We start from the raw sequence: 15,445 nt of genomic DNA, 5'->3' as shown, positions 1-15,445 counted from the left end.
CAAGCTCGCCAAGGCGGCGCGTACGGGATATTTCGCGGTCAATAGCGCCAAACTCAGCGGGTTTTTCAAATTTCCTTCGTCTGATGCATCTCTGTATCGCGTTTACCATCCTCGTTTTTAGTCGAACTGGGCGCGTGGATAATAGTGGCATCGACGATAGTGCCTTGACGCAGCGACAGGCCTTTTTCTTGTAAATAACCGTTGATGACCGCGAGGATCGCAGGTGCAAGTTGATGCTTCTCCAGCAGGTGCCGGAAGTTCATGATCGTAGTGTCTTCCGGGATCGGCGCGCTCAACGTCAGGCGTGCGAACTGGCGCATGGGCGTGATTTCGTAGAGCGCTTCTTCCATGGCCGGATCGCTCAGGGAGAACCAGTTCTGCAACAGATGGATGCGCAGCATGGTTTCCAGCGGATACGGTTTACGGCCACCGCCGGCCTTGGGGTGGAACGGCTCGATCAGCCCCAGCAGGCCTGTCCAGGGCACGACCTGATCCATCTCGGCGAGGAAGCGTTCACGGCGTGTCTGCTTACGTTTTCCGGCGTATTCGAAATCGGAAAAGCTCATCTGGCTCATGAAGCACTCGGGTCAGGTGGTGAGACTGTATTTCAGCATACTTGGAGACTTGTTCGGAGTTTCCTTAGTATAACTACAAACAGCGTAGCAGGCCTTCGGGCCTACTATTACACTCGGAGCAAGGATCGCAACGCGGATTCAACCGGTCGTCGCAATACTGGATTGTTGTACAGACTTTAGATACTCATTCAGGGCTTCGGCAGGTGTTTTCCAACCGAGTGCTTTTCGAGGCCTAGTGTCAAGTACGTGAGCTACCGCCTGCATTTTCTTTGACACTCCAACGAGAGGGGTCAGTGGCTTTCGGGAAGTATTGCCGTAGAAGACCACTCGTATTTTCGATTAGTGGGGCCGACTCCAGGCTGGCACGAGTTCGGTAACCGGCTGACCTTCATTCAGAACCATGCTGGCAGCCTTGAGCTTGAACTCATTCGGATAAGTTTTACACACCCCCAAACACCGCAAAATTTGGCGCTATTATAGCGCCCTATTGAAGTGTCAAAAATCATTAGGCAAGCTCAGAGTACAGCCTAGTTTAAACATTTAGTTTTATTGCCGACTCACATGTAGCCCCAATCATATAGCGCAAGCCCCCTATTCCGTCATAAGCAGACTCTTTTGCCGACAGACAACTGCGAGCAATACACGGATAAAAACCGCTCAAGTTAATTCAACTCTGTACAGGCCACGCTACACTGGCCCCCATCAGGCATTCGCCGTACCCAAAAATAAAAAAGGGACCTGATCATGTACAACGAGGGCAGCTGTGAGCTTTCGTATAAGCCATTCTATCACTTGGTTGAAGCGGTGATTAGATGGTGCGGTCTGCTGGAGCACGAAGCAGACATCCTGCATACCTATTTGCACGCCCCGCATACTTTCAGGTCAGCCTATCCTCAATGGCCATGCCTTCATCTAAATCTAGAAAAGCTGTTTGATGCGGTGATGAACAATGACCTGCCTTATGGGTCGCTTGGTGTCATGGTGAACGTTGGCATCCACGTCCCTCCTGAATTTCTGACCGTGCGTCACGCCGACTTGAAGGCGTGGATGGTGCGGCACTACCCCGATCAAAAACCGCCGTTCCTGTTTGACGAGATTGAGCGCTCTACTCACACCACGATCAGTACTGAGGCATTCCACATTTTGCAGGCTGAGCGGGACGCGTTGCGCGTGCAGCTCAACGAATTGCAAACCAGCCTCCAATCGATGCAGGAGCAACACATTGCTACCGTCACGGAGCATGACCGTCTGTTAAGGCTGGTCAGCGATGAGAAGCCGATAAGTGATCGCACTCGGCGCGGCTATGAATGTGTAATCGGCGCAATGTTGCAAGTTATCTTCGGGAGTTCTCCGGCAGGTCGGCGCTATTCCGTATTCGAAAGCCAGGAGTCTCTGGCGACCGCTATTATTGCCCACAGCGGCGAGCTGTTTGGCATCAGCAAACGAAGCCTCGATGCCAAATTCGCGGCGGCTCGGCGCCGTTTGAAAGACACCTGAGGACATTGCAACCACAACTTTGCATTTGCTGTTGCGATGACAACCGGCCCCCCCTGCCCTTCACTGCTCTTACCTGGCCTCGTACAACGGCCAAAAAAGGAGCAAACTCAATGTCTAACGAACACTCATCGACAGACTGCGAACGTCGCATCCTGCGTCGCGACGAAGTCGAACGCATCACTGGCTTTAAACGGTCTCATCTCTATAACCTGATGAAGGAAGGCCGATTCCCGGCAGCCAAACGCATCGGGTTGCGTGCAGTTGGCTGGGACTCCGAAGAAATCAACCTTTGGATCAGCGAACGTCTCGCTGAACAGCGGTGATCGCCATGCGCGTATGGGCAATTGGCGGGACCAAGGGCGGCGTGGGCAAAACCACGGTTGCTGCCAACCTGGGCGGCATCGCGGCTGATGCGGGCTTGCGGGTGTTGCTGTTGGATCTGGATATTCAGCCGACGCTTTCCAGTTACTTCAAGCTCGAGTGGCGAGCGCCCTGTGGCACTTATGAGCTGTTGGCATTTAACGAGTCACGGCTTGATGAGCTGATTTGCCACACCCGTATCCGGCACCTCGACCTAGTGCTATCCAATGATGACCAAAACCAACTCAACACCTTGTTGCTGCATGCGCCTGATGGTCGTTTGCGCCTACGTAATCTGTTGTCGGTGTTCAGCCCCCATTACGATCTGATGTTGATCGATACCCAGGGGGCTCGCAGTGTATTGCTGGAGATGGCGATCCTGGCATCTGATGCAGTGCTGTCGCCGGTGATACCGGAGATCCTGGCTGCTCGGGAATTGCAGCGCGGCACATTGAAATTGATAAGTGATCTTGCGCCGTATCAATACCTGGGAATCCCACGTCCGCCGCTGCATATTTTGATCAATCGTGTGCATCCGGTCTCGGCTAATGCGCGGTTGATTCAGCAAACCCTGCGCCAGGTGTTTTTCGGACAACAGGACATCCGGGTGCTCAACACCGTTATACCGGCCCTTGAAGCCTACCCTCGAGCCGCCATGCAGTGGCAGGCGGTGCATCGTGTGGAGACGCGTCGCCCGGCAGGCAGATTGGCGCTGGCTGCGTCGGACACCATGCGTTCTCTTGCCTGCGAACTCTTCCCGGAGTGGCGGTACCGCTTCGAGGGCGTCTCGGGAAAAAAGTACGGGCGTTTTGGCCATGCCGACGTTTGAGGAGATGCAGGCTATGGCTGAACAGTTGCAGGTGCCTGGCTTTGCGCGTGGCGAGACGTCGCAAGCGGCGATGAGTGATCCCATTGCAGATACGCCGATGGTGGTGACATTGGACCAGTTGCAGGCCTACTCGCTGGATCCGCGAATCACTCGCAACCCGCGCTTTGAGCAGCTAAAAGCCTCCATTCGCGAACGCGGTCTGGACACGCCACCCTCAATCACACGGAGGCCTGGCGAGATGTGTTTTATGATCCGCTCAGGCGGCAATACGCGCTTGGCGATCCTGGGAGAATTATGGGAGGAGACTCGGAATGAACGCTTCTTTCGCATCCCCTGCCTGTTTCACCCCTGGACAGCCCGAGGTGAAATCGTCGCGCTGACAGGCCATCTGGCTGAAAGCGAATTGCATAGCCGTTTGACCTTTATCGAGCGTGCGCTGGGCATTGAAAAGTCTCGTGAGTTGTACGAGCAAGAGCTGCAGCGTGGGTTATCGCAGTCCGAGTTGGCGCGGTTGCTGTGTGCCGATGGCTATCCGATTCAGCAGTCACATATCAGTCGGATGCAGGAGGCCGTGCAGTTCCTGTTACCGGCGATTCCAAGGATTTTGTATGGTGGGCTGGGACGCCATCAGGTGGAGCGGTTGGCAACGCTGCGTAAGGCGGCAGAACGTACCTGGGTGCAATATGCCCAAGATTTTGGACAGGAACAGCGTTTCTCAGCCTTGTTTCATGAAGTGCTCGCCATGTTTGATAGCGAACCTGAGTGCTTCCTGCTTTCCCGCCTGCAAGATGAACTGGTCGGGCAAATGGCTGAGCAGTTGGCGGTCGATTACGACACGCTGAACCTGGATATCTCCATCGCTGGCAACCGTCAGTTGGCGCTCACGCAGGATCTGGCAGCACCTGAGCCGCTGCATGATCCGGTGACTTTGCCCTCAGTTGCTCCCATCCCCGTTTCTACCCCTCAACCACAGGAACAACCATCAGCGCCCATCGTCACTGAACGGCTGGCCGCTATTCAGAATTTGCTGGTTGAACAGGCAGACCCGCAAGCATCTGTTCAGCCTTCGGTCCCTGTACATACCGATGGGCTCTACCCAATCAACGATCTCTGGCGCATCGACCCAAGCCTGGACACGCCCCATCGGTTGAGAATCCACATTGCCCAGTTTGCGCGAGAGATTGCCAACGCCTCTGGTCACGAAAACAGCCTGCACACTGTCGAGCAGGGCTATGGATTTTTGTACAGCGCGGACCGTCCTGCAGGCACCAAGGACTCGCTGGCGTTGCTGCACGCCTTGGTTACACCCAATACAGCGGTCGAACCCCATGAGCTGCTGATCCAGTCGGGCCTTCAGGATGAGGACTTGATCAAACTGTTCCGCCTGATCCGCCTGGCCCGACGACTGCATCAGATCGAAACTCCAGGGAGGGCGCCGTGCTGATCCCTCATCCTCTCAATCAAGCAGTTATCGTTCAGGCCCTGCATGACCTGCGTAACGGTCAACTTCGCCGCTGCAAAGCTATGGGTTTCAGCGACAGTAACCTGGCAGCACTCAAGCAACCAGCGTTAGTCAGCCTGTTGCTTAATTCTCAAGCGCCCTGGTGCACCGTCACGGTTAATCACGCCGTGATTGAGCGCATCCTGCGCCAGGCCGACAACACCGCCCAGGAAGTGGCGAACGTCGACCGTATGCTGCGCCTTGGAGCAAGCACCGAGATGGTTTGTGATTTCTACGGCCTCACTCACCAGGAAATTGCTCTGCGCCGGGACATTCTCGGTCTGCCCAAACGCAAAGGCCGCCACCCGGTGCTCACCGAAGATCAGGAGTTAGCGCTGTGGCATCAATGGAAACCCCAAGTCGATGCCCGCTCCATCGCACTAACTGATGAACAAGCTTTGCTGGCGCTGGCGCTCGACCTGGCTGAGCAGCTTGGCCACCCTGCTTCGGTGATCTGGGCCGCAGGGCGCAGCTGGATCGAGCAGCAGTTGGTGTAATCCATGGGCCCTCGCGAACCGCCGAGCGCTAGCCCCTCTACACGCGACAGCTTTCTGTACAGCGGCAACCGCCATGAAACCGTACCGCGTGCGCTGTTTCTGGATATCCGCCTCACACCGCTGGAACGCAATGCCTGGCAAATCATTCGACTGCAGTTGCTCGACAATGCCACTGCGGTATTTCCGTCCTACGAACAGCTGCGCCCCTTCCTGGCGTCCATGCCCTGCGGTGCCAAAGCCTCCCACGAGACCATCGCAAAAGCCCTGACGATGTTGCGGCTTTCACGCTGGCTAAGCCTGGTGCAACGGCGCCGCGACGCCAAAACCGGGCGTTTGCAAGGTAACCTCTATGTGCTGCATGACGAACCGCTCACGCCGTTTGAGACGCTGCAACTGGACCCCGAATACCTCGATCTGGTCAGCCATGCGCTGGACCATCTCAGCAAGGCCGTTCAATGCGTCGCGATTCAGGTGCTGAAGGAAATCAGCGACGACCCGCTACTCCAGGGCAAGCTGCTGCCCACGCGGGTGCAGTTGCTGATGCAGCGTGTGGACCTCCAATCCGAAGTAGGTGAAGACGCCCTGCTTCGGATTCAGGAAACCCCTGCTTCGGAATCCGAAGTGGGCAGCAAACCCACGTCCCAGCACTGTCTTCGGATTCCGAAGCAGGACAGTACAGTAAGTACAAAAGCAAAGAAAAAACTACGTACTGACGCGACTGTCCTCCATTGGCCCAGCCTCTTCACCGCGCTCAAACCTGCGCAGCAATCAGCGGCGCGCATGGCGCTGGACCAAGTCGACGCTAATTTGCAGCAGGCGGTATTGGATGAGTGGAGTACGCGCTGCCTTCACCAGCAGGTGCATAACCCTGCGGGTTACCTGTTTGGCATTATTCAAAAAGCGCTAAAGGGCGAGTTCACGCCTTGGGCTGCGCCCTCCTCTCCAGCTTGCACGGCCTCTGAACCTGTACTCCGCGACTTTGAAGTGGCCGAAGCACATATGGCCGAATTACGCGCCCTCCTGCGCCTACGCAACCGCTGATTATCCCCTGGGGATAGCACCAGTCAGCGCCAAAGACTTCCACAGATAAAAACCGGTGAACACCCGCCGCCTATTGGCCACTGACAGCCTTCTGCACACTTCTCAAGCTACCGGCTCCTAATCTCAGTGAGCGTTGGCAACCATGGACAACGACCAGCCCCCGATCCTCGGCGCATTGCGCAGCAGCATGGAGTTGACCCTCCACACACACCAGGCCTCACGCATCTGGCAAGGGCGCCCGCCCTCTAACGGACGCCCCGGCATCATTGGCTTGAATGGTTTCATCTCGATCATGAACAAAATGAAACGCGGCGCCGAACAGGACGACCCCTATTCAGACGCCTGGATGCTGCGCATCGAAGAAAAACTGCAAGACGCCAAGACGCGACTGGATGCGCTTCGCGAGCAAGTCGACCACACCCTAGACGACGTGCCATCGCAGATGAACCTGGGCGATAACTGCAACTTGCACCCGATCAATCTACCGTTGCTGATCAACGCCCAATTGGGCTTCAAGGCCGTCTATCTACTGGCCGACTACGACAACCTGGCCCGCCGCCTGATCCTCGCCCACCACACTGCGCTGATCGACCGCAGCACGCTGCAACGCACGCTCAACCAGGGTGCCCATGCGTTACGCAGCTTGTTCACCCTCGCCCAGCAGTACCGATACTCCGGCAGCCGGCGCAGTGACTTTGCCGCCAACAACGCCGTTGCGCGTGCCGCACGCGAAAAGTTTGGCGACCTGCCGGCCGACATTCTGGACGGCACGCGTCGATCAAGGTTTGCGCCCCCCGCTGCCCCCTGCGCCAGCGCACCGTCCGAAGCTGTCGATAACACCCATAAAGCTGATGAGGAGTGCCAACTATGATCCCGGTCTACTTCAGATCATTGGAACAGGCGGACTATAACCCCATGGCACAGACCGCCTACCTAAAAGGCCTTTTACAGCCTTTTAAAGGTAAGGGGAGCCTGGAGATTTGGGCCATCGACTGTGCACGGCTAAGGGATGAACTGATCGCACTGGCCGCCAAGAAAATTCTGGCTCAAGCGACGGCATATCCGTTCAACCGATTACCCATTCAGCTTTCTCAGCAGGTGACCAGCGCCGGCACGACCTTTCTGCGCTGGCGCAACCTGAATCGCAGCGCCATGGGCGTCGCCCTATGGGAGCAATTGATCAGCAGCGCAGCCACGCCTGCCGTGCTGATCGATGACCTCTACGCAATGGAGCTGCAGCGCATCGCTATCAACATGCAAATCAGCCTGAGCCACACCCTCTCCCGTCAAGCCTTCGACTGTGCGCAGAAAATGGCCCAAGCGGAAGAAGCTTACTTGCAACGTATCAATCGATCCACAGATCCGCAGGAGTCACCATGAGCACGCATTTTTACGGTGAAGGCAATATTGGCTCAACACCCGAGTACCGGGAGTTTCCCAATGGAAATGAGGAGCCGCGTCGGTTACTGCGGCTGAGCGTCTACTTTGATAACCCGGTGCCAGTGAAAGATAGCTATGAAGACCGGGGCGGCTATTGGGCGCCGGTGGAGATTTGGCATCGGGATGCTGAGCACTGGGGCACGCTTTATCAGAAAGGGATGCGAGTGTTGGTCGAAGGTCGCACGGTCAGGGATACCTGGGAGGACCAGGATGAGAATGAACGGGTGACGTTTAAGGTCGAAGCGCGGCGGGTAGGAATTTTGCCTTATCGGGTGACGGCAGTGATACTGGAAAACAAGTCGCTACCAATTGACGGCGGGGCTACTGATGCGGGTGCAGAAATGTAACCGGCATGCCACGTATAAACAGAGCCACGATTACATCGACTTGACCGAGACCACTTCCACATACCTGAATTTCTTCTTCGCGGCCTTAGTCGCTTCCTGCTGCGCTAAAAGGGTACTCAGTGTGTCGGCCTCATGGGTTATCTCGTAAGTTTCGCCTTCGAACTCATTTCCCACGCGTAGAGTGACCCTGAGCCTCGGTGTGAACGCCTTCGAAGCCTTCTTTTTCGTAACGGTGTTTACAGGCGCCACGACTACGACCTCTGGCTGAGGCGCATGCACTACAGGAGTATTAATGGATGTAGAGATCTCTGCATCGCCAAACAGTGCTCGACGCATCTCGTCTTCAATCAGTTTTTTGTTCATACGTCTCTCAAGTAGCGGCTTTATGAAATGACTGATTCTACCAGCAACAGCCTGTTCTATCGGAGTGGTACACCCAATTAGCTTCGATAAGCGCAAATGTGGAAACGGGAAGTACGGATGCCCTATTCCTATACGACAAGGTTTGCTATCGCAGCTCACACTCGCACACATGTCTGCTGTCATTTCAGCAACATGCCCAGGTAGCCCTAGGTCTTCAAGGCTACGCCGCCGCTCACACGGCGCTGACCTCGCCAGTTCGCTCTCAGCATCCCGCGCGCGAACGCTCATCGCTCTTTGATGAAGGATGCCTCTCTCCTACCCGGAACCCTAGATCCACAACCCCAACGGGACTCACCTCCCTTCGGGGCTCGGTGTGTCTCATTTTTGCTCATCCTCTGGAGGCGCTAAATGACCACTGAAACTAATCAACTCAGCTACTTCGATCTTCATATCTCTGGCCTGGGTTATCTCAACCGCATTCGGGAAATCACCCCGAAGAAAGGCCAACCCTTCCTCGCCTGCGATATCGCAGCCCTGACCGGGCCCAACAGCGATGTGGAGTACCGCCGTTTCGACGTACGGGTATCGGGCGCCGAGGCTCAGGCTTTGATTCGTCGATGCGCTTCAGCGGTATCAGCTGAACGCAAAGTGCTGATCGGTTTTCGTCTGGGTGATTTATGGGCAGACGTTTTTACCTATTCCAAAGGCAAGCATGCCGGCGAGCATGGGGTGAGTCTAAAAGCCCGTTTGTTGTTCGTCAGTTGGATAAAGATCGATGGCGTCCTGGTTTACAAGGCCGAGCCCAAGGTTCGGGACGGTGCTGCTGATGAGCCGCAAGGCACAAGCGCCGACATTCCCACTCCCGACTCCGCCTCCGCGTCGTTCTGATCACTATTGTCCTCACCAACAGAGCCTCCAAGGGCTCTCAGGAGTTTTCTCATGTCCTTACTCAATACTGTGGAAGACGATCCAACGCTGTCGTTTGGCATTGTCGGTATGACTTCAGGCGTCGAGGCGCTGGTACGCAGTGGTCGATTGGAGCCGCTGAAGTATCTGTTCCGCCATCTTCGTGGCGACTGGGGTGATATCAGCGAGGAAGATCGTCAGACCAACGCTGACGCGCTGATTTATGGCCATCGGGTGCTCTCTTCGTATCAGGTCACGGAGGATCTACGCCTATGGATCCTCACCGAGGCCGATCGAAGTATCACGACGCTTCTGTTGCCGGAAGAATACTGATGCGCGTAACGCACCCCGGACGGCCTCTTCGGAGGCCGTTCTGCTACGCGTAAATCGGGGCATTGGTTACTGCGCTTTGTGAGCAGCCTTCTGCATGCCCGATCCGCATGCTGGTCTCAACTCTTCGAATTGGGCTTGTATCATGACCCCGTCCCCATCTCTGGGCATAGTGTTGTTGATGAGTTGCGCAGTGAGCACTGGTTGCACATCTCCACTACCCGCCCCTGCTGAGAACTCAACAACGGAAGTACAGCCGTTGCCTCCCGCTACGCCTGTGATTCGCGCCGGTCGATACACCTTGGTCGAGTTTCGGCCCGAACAGGCTCAACAGGCGCTGTTGGAACAAGTGATCGACGTTACCTTACCGTCAGGCTGGGATCTTACGGTCGGTAACGCGTTGCGCTATGTCCTGCGCTTTTCCGGCTATCGGCTGGGCGATGATTGCCCTGATTCAGCAGAGCTTTATGACTTACCGCTACCGGCGGTGCACTTGCGTCTTGGTCCGATGCCGCTTCAGGCTGCGTTGCAAACATTGGTCGGGCCGACCTGGAAGCTGCAAACAGACAACGGTAAACGCCGTATCTGTTTTTCACCCGTCACTCCCCTGGAGCAGACGCCATGATTCCAACCATTGGCAGGCAGCATCTGTTTGGGGCATTGGGCATCCTTTGGATCTTGGCAGTAAGCGCAGCACTAATCTCTCAGCATTTCGCTCTGAATCAGCTCGCGTCGCAAAGCGACGTTCAGGCACTTCAAAAGCGCATGGTGCAGCTGGAAATTCCCTCTGTTCAACCACCAGCCGCAAGTCCTGCTGAACTGGCTGCGCTTCAAAAAACACTTGAAGCGCAAATGGCGGTCGTTGCCCAATCCGTGGAGGAGCGTGTGCCACTGCAAACCATGCGTGAACTGGAGCGACAAATTCAGCGTATTGAATCACTGCCCCCGCCTCCTGCGATCATTGAACCCAAACCGCGAAAAGCCCCCAAGCTCGCACAGCGCACTGCAACCCTACCTCCATTTCAAATTATCGGCATAGAAATGCGCGGTACAGAGCGTTTTCTTGCCGTTTCGCCGCGCAATGCGCAATCACTTGAACAAGCCAGGTTACTCCGAACCGGCGATAGCCAGGACAGCTGGACACTTGAAGCACTGGAAGCCTCCACCGCGGTATTCCGGGTTAGGTCCACTGTCCGTCGTATGGCGGTGCCGTAGGAGGAGAGCATGCCGTGGGTTCTGATAGCCGCTTTACTCATCACGATGACGGCCAATGCCGATGTGCAAGACCTCCAAACAGCCGGCAGCGCCAACCAGTCCGCTGACGTCGTCCCGCTGAACGAAGCACAACTGGCGCAAGCCTGGCAGCTCACCACGGATGAATGGCGTCGCTATCGCCAGTTGATGCAAGGCCCTCTCGGTGTCTACTCGCCCAATCTGGACCCGTTGAGCGCCTTGGGCATCGAGGCTCGATCAGAGGATGAGCGCCAACGTTATGCCGTGTTGCAAGTACAGGCAGAAGCGACACGGGTTGAGAAGTTGCTGACCTATCAACGCGCTTATGACGAGGCCTGGGCCCAGCAGCTCCCAGGACAAGTACGAGTGAACTTGCCTGGAGAGGACCTGCCCTCCTTGGCTTTTGCGTTACCGCTAGCCGAGCGTGCTGCGGTATTTGTCAGGGCAGACTGTCCACGTTGCGAGCAACAGATCCAGCAATTGCAGACCGCAAACACCCCGTTCGACCTGTATCTAGTAGATAGCCAGCAGGACGATAACCGCCTGCGGCAATGGGCATTGAGCACTGGCATCAACCCCAACAAAGTACGCGACCGGCGCATTACGCTGAACCACGACAACGGACGCTGGCAGTCACTGGGTATCGAGGGCGATTTACCTGCTGTTGTTCGCAAGGTGGATGGGCAATGGCTACGACAGTGATTCTTTGCCAGCTCGGTATACTGGTCGCCATGGGAGTGCTATCGGCGACAGTTCAGTCAGCAACACCGCCCGAGGCCTATCAAAGGGCGGCACGTGCGGCGGCCATGCCTGCCGTGGTGCTGTATGCCGTCGCCCTACAGGAAAGCGGCATTCCCTTACGCGGCCGAACCGTTCCTTGGCCCTGGACCCTCAATATCGCCGGTGCTCCGAACTACTACCTTACCCGTGCTCAGGCGTGTAACGCCCTGCGCGATGCACTGAGGCGAGTGGCTCCAGTACGCATCGATGCGGGCTTAGCCCAGCTCAACCTAGGTTATCAGCGACGCTACTATCGCCAGCCCTGCGAGCTGCTTGACCCCTACCGCAATCTCGCTGTCGCAGCTTCCATCCTGCGGGGACATTACCGTCCCGGGGAGGACTGGTTGGCTGCCGTCGGCCGATACCACCGCCCTGCCGGCGGCGAACTGGCGGCGCTTTACCGCAATCGCGTCAGCTTGCACCTGGCGAAGTTGACTGATGAAAGGAGTAGCCCATGATGACGCGGACGTTCGCTTATATTCTGCTCACCCTAACCCTGTGCCATATCGCTTGGGCCTCGGAGCCCGCGCCGTTCAGCGAAGCCGATATGCTGCCAGTACGTTCCATCCTGCTCAGCCCCGGCGACGTCGCTAACCGTGCCTTAGATGCCCCAGGCCTTTCGCCGCTGTTTCTGATTGGCGATGATCCGCGCTCGCGCCGTTGGCTGCAGCAACGCTATCCGATGTTGCAAGACCTCAATGCCGTCGGCCTGGTGGTCAATGTCGACACGCCAACCGCGCTGGACAATCTGCGGCAATTGGCGCCAGCTCTGACGCTGTCGCCCGTCTCCGCCGACGATCTGGCGCAACGCCTGGAACTGAAGCACTACCCGGTATTGATCACCGCCGAAGCGGTCGAGCAGTAACGTGAGCCAAGCCCATCCGGTTGAGGTGCTGCTGCGTCCGGCCGTTGAGCTTTACAGTGTGGCAGCCAGTGGCGCAGCCGCCATATTGAGCCTCATCGCGCCTTGGTCATTGGCGTTGACACCTGAGCTGGGCGTCGGCGCAGCTATGGCCTTCGCCACGCTGGGCGGCATGCGCCTGAGGCAATCGCTGGAGGTCCTGCGTTATCGCCGTCAACTGCGACGGGTACCGCACTATGTGCTGACCAGCCAGGAGATTCCGGTCAGCCAGCGACGACTGTTTCTGGGGCGTGGCTTTCGCTGGGATCAACGCCACACCCATCGCCTGCTGCAAACCTACCGGCCCGAGTTTCGTAAATACGTGGAGCCCTCCACGTTGTATCAACTCACGCGGCGCCTGGAGTCTCGACTGGAATTAGCGCCTTTCCCACTGAATCAATTGCCGCGACTGACGTGCTGGGACAGCCCCTTCAACCCCGTTCGCCCTCTTCCACCCCTGGGCGGACTGGCACGCCTGCATGGGGTTGAACTGCAGGAGGTCGACGTTACCCTTCCTCTGGCCGAACGCGTTGGCCATACCCTGGTGCTAGGCACCACCCGTGTCGGGAAAACCCGGCTGGCCGAGTTGCTGATCACCCAGGATATTCGCCGCGGTGAAGTGTGCATCGTATTTGACCCCAAGGGCGATGCCGAGCTGCTCAAACGCATGTATGTCGAGGCCAAACGCGCAGAACGAGAGTTCTACCTGTTCCATTTGGGCCATCCCGAGATTTCGGCTCGCTACAACGCCATCGGCCGTTTTGGGCGCATCACCGAGGTGGCGACGCGCATAGCTGGCCAACTTTCCGGCGAAGGCAACTCAGCTGCGTTCCGTGAGTTCGCTTGGCGATTCGTCAACATCATCGCCCGAGCTTTGGTGGCGTTGGGGCAGCGCCCGGACTATCAACTGATACAACGGCATGTAATCAATATTGACGCTCTGTTTATCGAATACGCCGGGCAGTTTTTTGCTAAACACGAACCCAAGGCCTGGGACGCCATTGTGCAGTTGGAGGCTCGTCTGAATGAGCGCAACACGCCACGCCATATGCTCGGACGTGAACGCCGGGTCGTTGCCATCGAGCAATACCTGTCTCAGGCGCGATTGTACGACCCGGTAATGGACGGTCTGCGTTCGGCGGTACGCTACGACCGCACCTACTTCGACAAAATCGTCGCCTCCCTGCTGCCACTGCTGGAGAAGCTGACCACCGGCCATATCGCACAACTCCTGGCGCCGGATTACGCCGACCTCCAAGACCCTCGACCGATCTTCGACTGGCTGCAGATCATACGCAAACGCGCGGTGGTGTATGTGGGCCTGGATGCCTTGTCTGATCCGGAAGTGGCAACGGCAGTAGGCAACTCCATGTTTTCCGACCTGGTCTCAGTGGCTGGGCACCTGTACAAATTTGGCGTTGACGATGGCCTGCCCGGTGCTTCGGCGAATAACAAGATTCCGGTCAATGTACATGCCGACGAGTTCAGCGAGCTGATGGGCGATGAGTTTATTCCTATGGTCAACAAGGGCGGTGGCGCGGGGATTCAGGTCACCGCCTATACCCAAACCCTGAGCGATATCGAGGCGCGCATTGGTAATCGCGCTAAGGCTGGCCAAGTGATCGGCAACTTCAATAACCTGGTGATGCTGCGCGTGCGTGAGACTGCCACGGCTGAGTTGCTGACCAAGCAACTGCCCAAGGTGGACGTTTACAGCACCCGGATCATGAGCGGCACTACCGACAGTTCCGATCCCCATAGCCAGACTGCATTCACCTCCAATACACACGATCGCATCACCACCAGCAGCGTGCCTTTGATCGAACCTGCCCATGTGGTGGCGTTGCCCAAAGGTCAGGCGTTTGCGCTGTTGGAGGGCGGGCAATTGTGGAAAATCCGCATGCCGTTGCCGATATCTGACCCTGACGAGCAAATGCCAGAGGATCTTCAGGTAGTGGCTGGCCATATGCGTCAGCGTTACGCGCCGACGAATGATTGGTGGATACCCCAAGCGGGGCCAGCGCAGAGCGCGCCGCTGCCGGAAGACAGCTGTGAACCAAGGGAAAGCGAATGATTGCGCTGATGCCTACGACACAACGTCAACCGGCTCCGCCGAAGAGTTTGTTGTGGCGACTGGTGACACTGCCTTTTCATCTTCTCGGTGCTCTGCTGGGTTCGTTGCTGCTGAGCATCGTGATCGAGTGCGTAGGCATGACGTTGTTCTGGCCACAACAAGGCTGGCGTCACGCCCAAGATATGCTGACCTTCGAGGTGAGCCAGCTGTCTGAGAATTTTACCCGCAGTGTGCTAATTACCGAGCCGGGACGCACCGGTGCGCGCTGGGCGACGTTGGGTTACCAACATCTGCTAGTTGATACCGAGTTGGCGGCGCGTGAGCCCGGCGCTCAGAGACCATTACCGCGAAATGTATGGGACGTTCGCGACTACGCGAGCCACCTTTCTGCCCTGCTTATCGACTATCTGATCGCTACGATTTATACCGTGCTGGTGTTCGGCGTGCGCTTGATGGTGTTGTGCCTTAGCCTACCTTTCTGTGGTGTCGCGGTGCTTGTGGGTGTGATCGACGGGTTGGTACGGCGAGATCTCAGGCGCTTCGGCGCAGGGCGAGAGTCCGGGTTCATCTATCATCGTGCGAAAGCCAGCCTGATCCCATTGGCGGCTCTGCCTTGGGCGGCCTACCTGGCTTCCCCCGTCAGCATCAGCCCTTTGCTGTTGATCCTGCCCGGCACGGCGCTGCTGGCAATCATGACCAGTATCACGGTGGCGAACTTCAAGAAGCACCTGTAAGGCTTCCGTATGTCACCAAACTGGTGCGTGCGGATTT

General features: G+C 57.0%; 19 protein-coding genes and 2 pseudogenes. 18 read left to right on the top strand and 3 right to left on the bottom strand.

Annotated elements, in window-relative coordinates; translation table 11 throughout:
* Positions 1-74: 74 nt before the first annotated feature.
* Positions 75-575 (bottom strand): annotated as a pseudogene (locus E4P01_RS19350) (IS5 family transposase); the annotation flags it as partial.
* Positions 576-713: 138 nt separating this feature from the next.
* Positions 714-912, bottom strand: a pseudogene (locus E4P01_RS19345) (IS30 family transposase); the annotation flags it as partial.
* A 407-nt stretch (positions 913-1,319) separates the two neighbouring features.
* On the opposite strand from E4P01_RS19345, the gene E4P01_RS19340 reads away from it, so the two are divergent.
* From E4P01_RS19340 to E4P01_RS19300, 9 genes are all read left to right on the top strand, one after another.
* Entirely contained in the window at positions 1,320-2,072 is a 753-nt protein-coding gene (locus E4P01_RS19340) for a hypothetical protein (RefSeq protein ID WP_216091072.1), read from the top strand.
* A gap of 110 nt (positions 2,073-2,182) precedes the next feature.
* On the top strand, positions 2,183-2,395 hold the full coding sequence (locus E4P01_RS19335; RefSeq protein ID WP_216091071.1) for an AlpA family phage regulatory protein: 213 nt from the start codon (positions 2,183-2,185) through the stop codon (positions 2,393-2,395).
* A 5-nt stretch (positions 2,396-2,400) separates the two neighbouring features.
* A complete protein-coding gene (locus E4P01_RS19330; protein WP_216091070.1) occupies positions 2,401-3,261 on the top strand; it encodes a ParA family protein in 861 nt (286 codons plus the stop codon).
* Between the two features lie 13 nt (positions 3,262-3,274).
* A complete protein-coding gene (locus E4P01_RS19325) occupies positions 3,275-4,705 on the top strand; it encodes a ParB family protein (RefSeq protein ID WP_216091069.1) in 1,431 nt (476 codons plus the stop codon).
* Complete coding sequence (locus E4P01_RS19320; RefSeq protein ID WP_138452928.1) at positions 4,699-5,259, top strand: DUF2857 domain-containing protein; 561 nt, start codon at positions 4,699-4,701, stop codon at positions 5,257-5,259. The genes E4P01_RS19325 and E4P01_RS19320 overlap by 7 nt, the downstream gene beginning before the upstream one ends.
* 3 nt (positions 5,260-5,262) lie before the next feature.
* A complete protein-coding gene (locus E4P01_RS19315) occupies positions 5,263-6,300 on the top strand; it encodes an STY4528 family pathogenicity island replication protein (RefSeq protein ID WP_216091068.1) in 1,038 nt (345 codons plus the stop codon).
* 142 nt (positions 6,301-6,442) lie between these two features.
* Positions 6,443-7,171, top strand: a complete 729-nt coding sequence (locus tag E4P01_RS19310; protein WP_216091067.1) for a PFL_4669 family integrating conjugative element protein — start codon at positions 6,443-6,445, stop codon at positions 7,169-7,171.
* Positions 7,168-7,680, top strand: coding sequence for a DUF3158 family protein (locus E4P01_RS19305; RefSeq protein ID WP_216091066.1), 513 nt, complete (start codon positions 7,168-7,170; stop codon positions 7,678-7,680). The genes E4P01_RS19310 and E4P01_RS19305 overlap by 4 nt, the downstream gene beginning before the upstream one ends.
* Positions 7,677-8,087, top strand: a complete 411-nt coding sequence (locus E4P01_RS19300) for a single-stranded DNA-binding protein (protein ID WP_216091065.1) — start codon at positions 7,677-7,679, stop codon at positions 8,085-8,087. The genes E4P01_RS19305 and E4P01_RS19300 overlap by 4 nt, the downstream gene beginning before the upstream one ends.
* Positions 8,088-8,117: 30 nt before the next feature.
* Here the strand turns inward: E4P01_RS19300 and E4P01_RS19295 are convergent, their stop codons facing one another.
* Positions 8,118-8,450 carry a hypothetical protein gene (locus E4P01_RS19295; RefSeq protein WP_216091064.1) on the bottom strand — a complete coding sequence of 111 codons (333 nt, stop codon included), beginning with the start codon at positions 8,448-8,450 and terminating at the stop codon, positions 8,118-8,120.
* A 408-nt stretch (positions 8,451-8,858) separates the two neighbouring features.
* On the opposite strand from E4P01_RS19295, the gene E4P01_RS19290 reads away from it, so the two are divergent.
* From E4P01_RS19290 to E4P01_RS19250, 9 genes are all read left to right on the top strand, one after another.
* Complete coding sequence (locus tag E4P01_RS19290; RefSeq protein WP_216091063.1) at positions 8,859-9,338, top strand: STY4534 family ICE replication protein; 480 nt, start codon at positions 8,859-8,861, stop codon at positions 9,336-9,338.
* Between the two features lie 51 nt (positions 9,339-9,389).
* Complete coding sequence (locus E4P01_RS19285; protein ID WP_216091062.1) at positions 9,390-9,689, top strand: hypothetical protein; 300 nt, start codon at positions 9,390-9,392, stop codon at positions 9,687-9,689.
* Positions 9,690-9,945: 256 nt separating this feature from the next.
* Complete coding sequence (locus E4P01_RS19280; RefSeq protein ID WP_248130113.1) at positions 9,946-10,311, top strand: hypothetical protein; 366 nt, start codon at positions 9,946-9,948, stop codon at positions 10,309-10,311.
* A complete protein-coding gene (locus E4P01_RS19275) occupies positions 10,308-10,901 on the top strand; it encodes a hypothetical protein (RefSeq protein WP_216091060.1) in 594 nt (197 codons plus the stop codon). The genes E4P01_RS19280 and E4P01_RS19275 overlap by 4 nt, the downstream gene beginning before the upstream one ends.
* Positions 10,902-10,910: 9 nt before the next feature.
* The gene (locus E4P01_RS19270) at positions 10,911-11,621 is read left to right on the top strand and encodes a TIGR03759 family integrating conjugative element protein (protein ID WP_216091059.1); all 711 of its coding nucleotides are present in this window, start codon (positions 10,911-10,913) and stop codon (positions 11,619-11,621) included.
* Positions 11,622-11,650: 29 nt separating this feature from the next.
* Positions 11,651-12,157, top strand: a complete 507-nt coding sequence (locus E4P01_RS19265; RefSeq protein WP_248130115.1) for a transglycosylase SLT domain-containing protein — start codon at positions 11,651-11,653, stop codon at positions 12,155-12,157.
* Entirely contained in the window at positions 12,154-12,564 is a 411-nt protein-coding gene (locus E4P01_RS19260) for an integrating conjugative element protein (RefSeq protein ID WP_348983573.1), read from the top strand. Before E4P01_RS19265 ends, E4P01_RS19260 begins: the two co-directional genes overlap by 4 nt.
* A 1-nt stretch (position 12,565) precedes the next feature.
* Positions 12,566-14,674 (top strand): type IV conjugative transfer system coupling protein TraD, encoded by a 2,109-nt coding sequence (traD, locus tag E4P01_RS19255; RefSeq protein WP_216091057.1) that lies wholly within the window; start codon positions 12,566-12,568, stop codon positions 14,672-14,674.
* Positions 14,671-15,408 carry a TIGR03747 family integrating conjugative element membrane protein gene (locus tag E4P01_RS19250; protein ID WP_216091056.1) on the top strand — a complete coding sequence of 246 codons (738 nt, stop codon included), beginning with the start codon at positions 14,671-14,673 and terminating at the stop codon, positions 15,406-15,408. The genes traD and E4P01_RS19250 overlap by 4 nt, the downstream gene beginning before the upstream one ends.
* Positions 15,409-15,445: the final 37 nt, after the last annotated feature.

Origin of the sequence: Pseudomonas sp. NCIMB 10586, assembly GCF_023127895.1 — a bacterium.
In the GTDB taxonomy this organism is placed as follows: Bacteria; Pseudomonadota; Gammaproteobacteria; order Pseudomonadales; family Pseudomonadaceae; genus Aquipseudomonas; species Aquipseudomonas synxantha_A.
The sequence above is the reverse complement of the archived record's forward strand: the minus strand, read 5'-3'. Positions and strand labels throughout refer to the sequence as shown.

Coding starts and splice junctions, on each gene's coding strand:
- E4P01_RS19310 (WP_216091067.1), top strand. CDS start 6,443: ATGGACAACGACCAGCCCCCGATCCTCGGCGCATTGCGCAGCAGCATG.
- E4P01_RS19330 (WP_216091070.1), top strand. CDS start 2,401: ATGCGCGTATGGGCAATTGGCGGGACCAAGGGCGGCGTGGGCAAAACC.
- E4P01_RS19250 (WP_216091056.1), top strand. CDS start 14,671: ATGATTGCGCTGATGCCTACGACACAACGTCAACCGGCTCCGCCGAAG.
- E4P01_RS19265 (WP_248130115.1), top strand. CDS start 11,651: ATGGGAGTGCTATCGGCGACAGTTCAGTCAGCAACACCGCCCGAGGCC.
- E4P01_RS19290 (WP_216091063.1), top strand. CDS start 8,859: ATGACCACTGAAACTAATCAACTCAGCTACTTCGATCTTCATATCTCT.
- E4P01_RS19275 (WP_216091060.1), top strand. CDS start 10,308: ATGATTCCAACCATTGGCAGGCAGCATCTGTTTGGGGCATTGGGCATC.
- E4P01_RS19270 (WP_216091059.1), top strand. CDS start 10,911: ATGCCGTGGGTTCTGATAGCCGCTTTACTCATCACGATGACGGCCAAT.
- E4P01_RS19285 (WP_216091062.1), top strand. CDS start 9,390: ATGTCCTTACTCAATACTGTGGAAGACGATCCAACGCTGTCGTTTGGC.
- E4P01_RS19295 (WP_216091064.1), bottom strand. CDS start 8,450: ATGAACAAAAAACTGATTGAAGACGAGATGCGTCGAGCACTGTTTGGC.
- E4P01_RS19325 (WP_216091069.1), top strand. CDS start 3,275: ATGGCTGAACAGTTGCAGGTGCCTGGCTTTGCGCGTGGCGAGACGTCG.
- E4P01_RS19305 (WP_216091066.1), top strand. CDS start 7,168: ATGATCCCGGTCTACTTCAGATCATTGGAACAGGCGGACTATAACCCC.
- E4P01_RS19340 (WP_216091072.1), top strand. CDS start 1,320: ATGTACAACGAGGGCAGCTGTGAGCTTTCGTATAAGCCATTCTATCAC.
- E4P01_RS19315 (WP_216091068.1), top strand. CDS start 5,263: ATGGGCCCTCGCGAACCGCCGAGCGCTAGCCCCTCTACACGCGACAGC.
- E4P01_RS19335 (WP_216091071.1), top strand. CDS start 2,183: ATGTCTAACGAACACTCATCGACAGACTGCGAACGTCGCATCCTGCGT.
- E4P01_RS19260 (WP_348983573.1), top strand. CDS start 12,154: ATGATGACGCGGACGTTCGCTTATATTCTGCTCACCCTAACCCTGTGC.
- E4P01_RS19300 (WP_216091065.1), top strand. CDS start 7,677: ATGAGCACGCATTTTTACGGTGAAGGCAATATTGGCTCAACACCCGAG.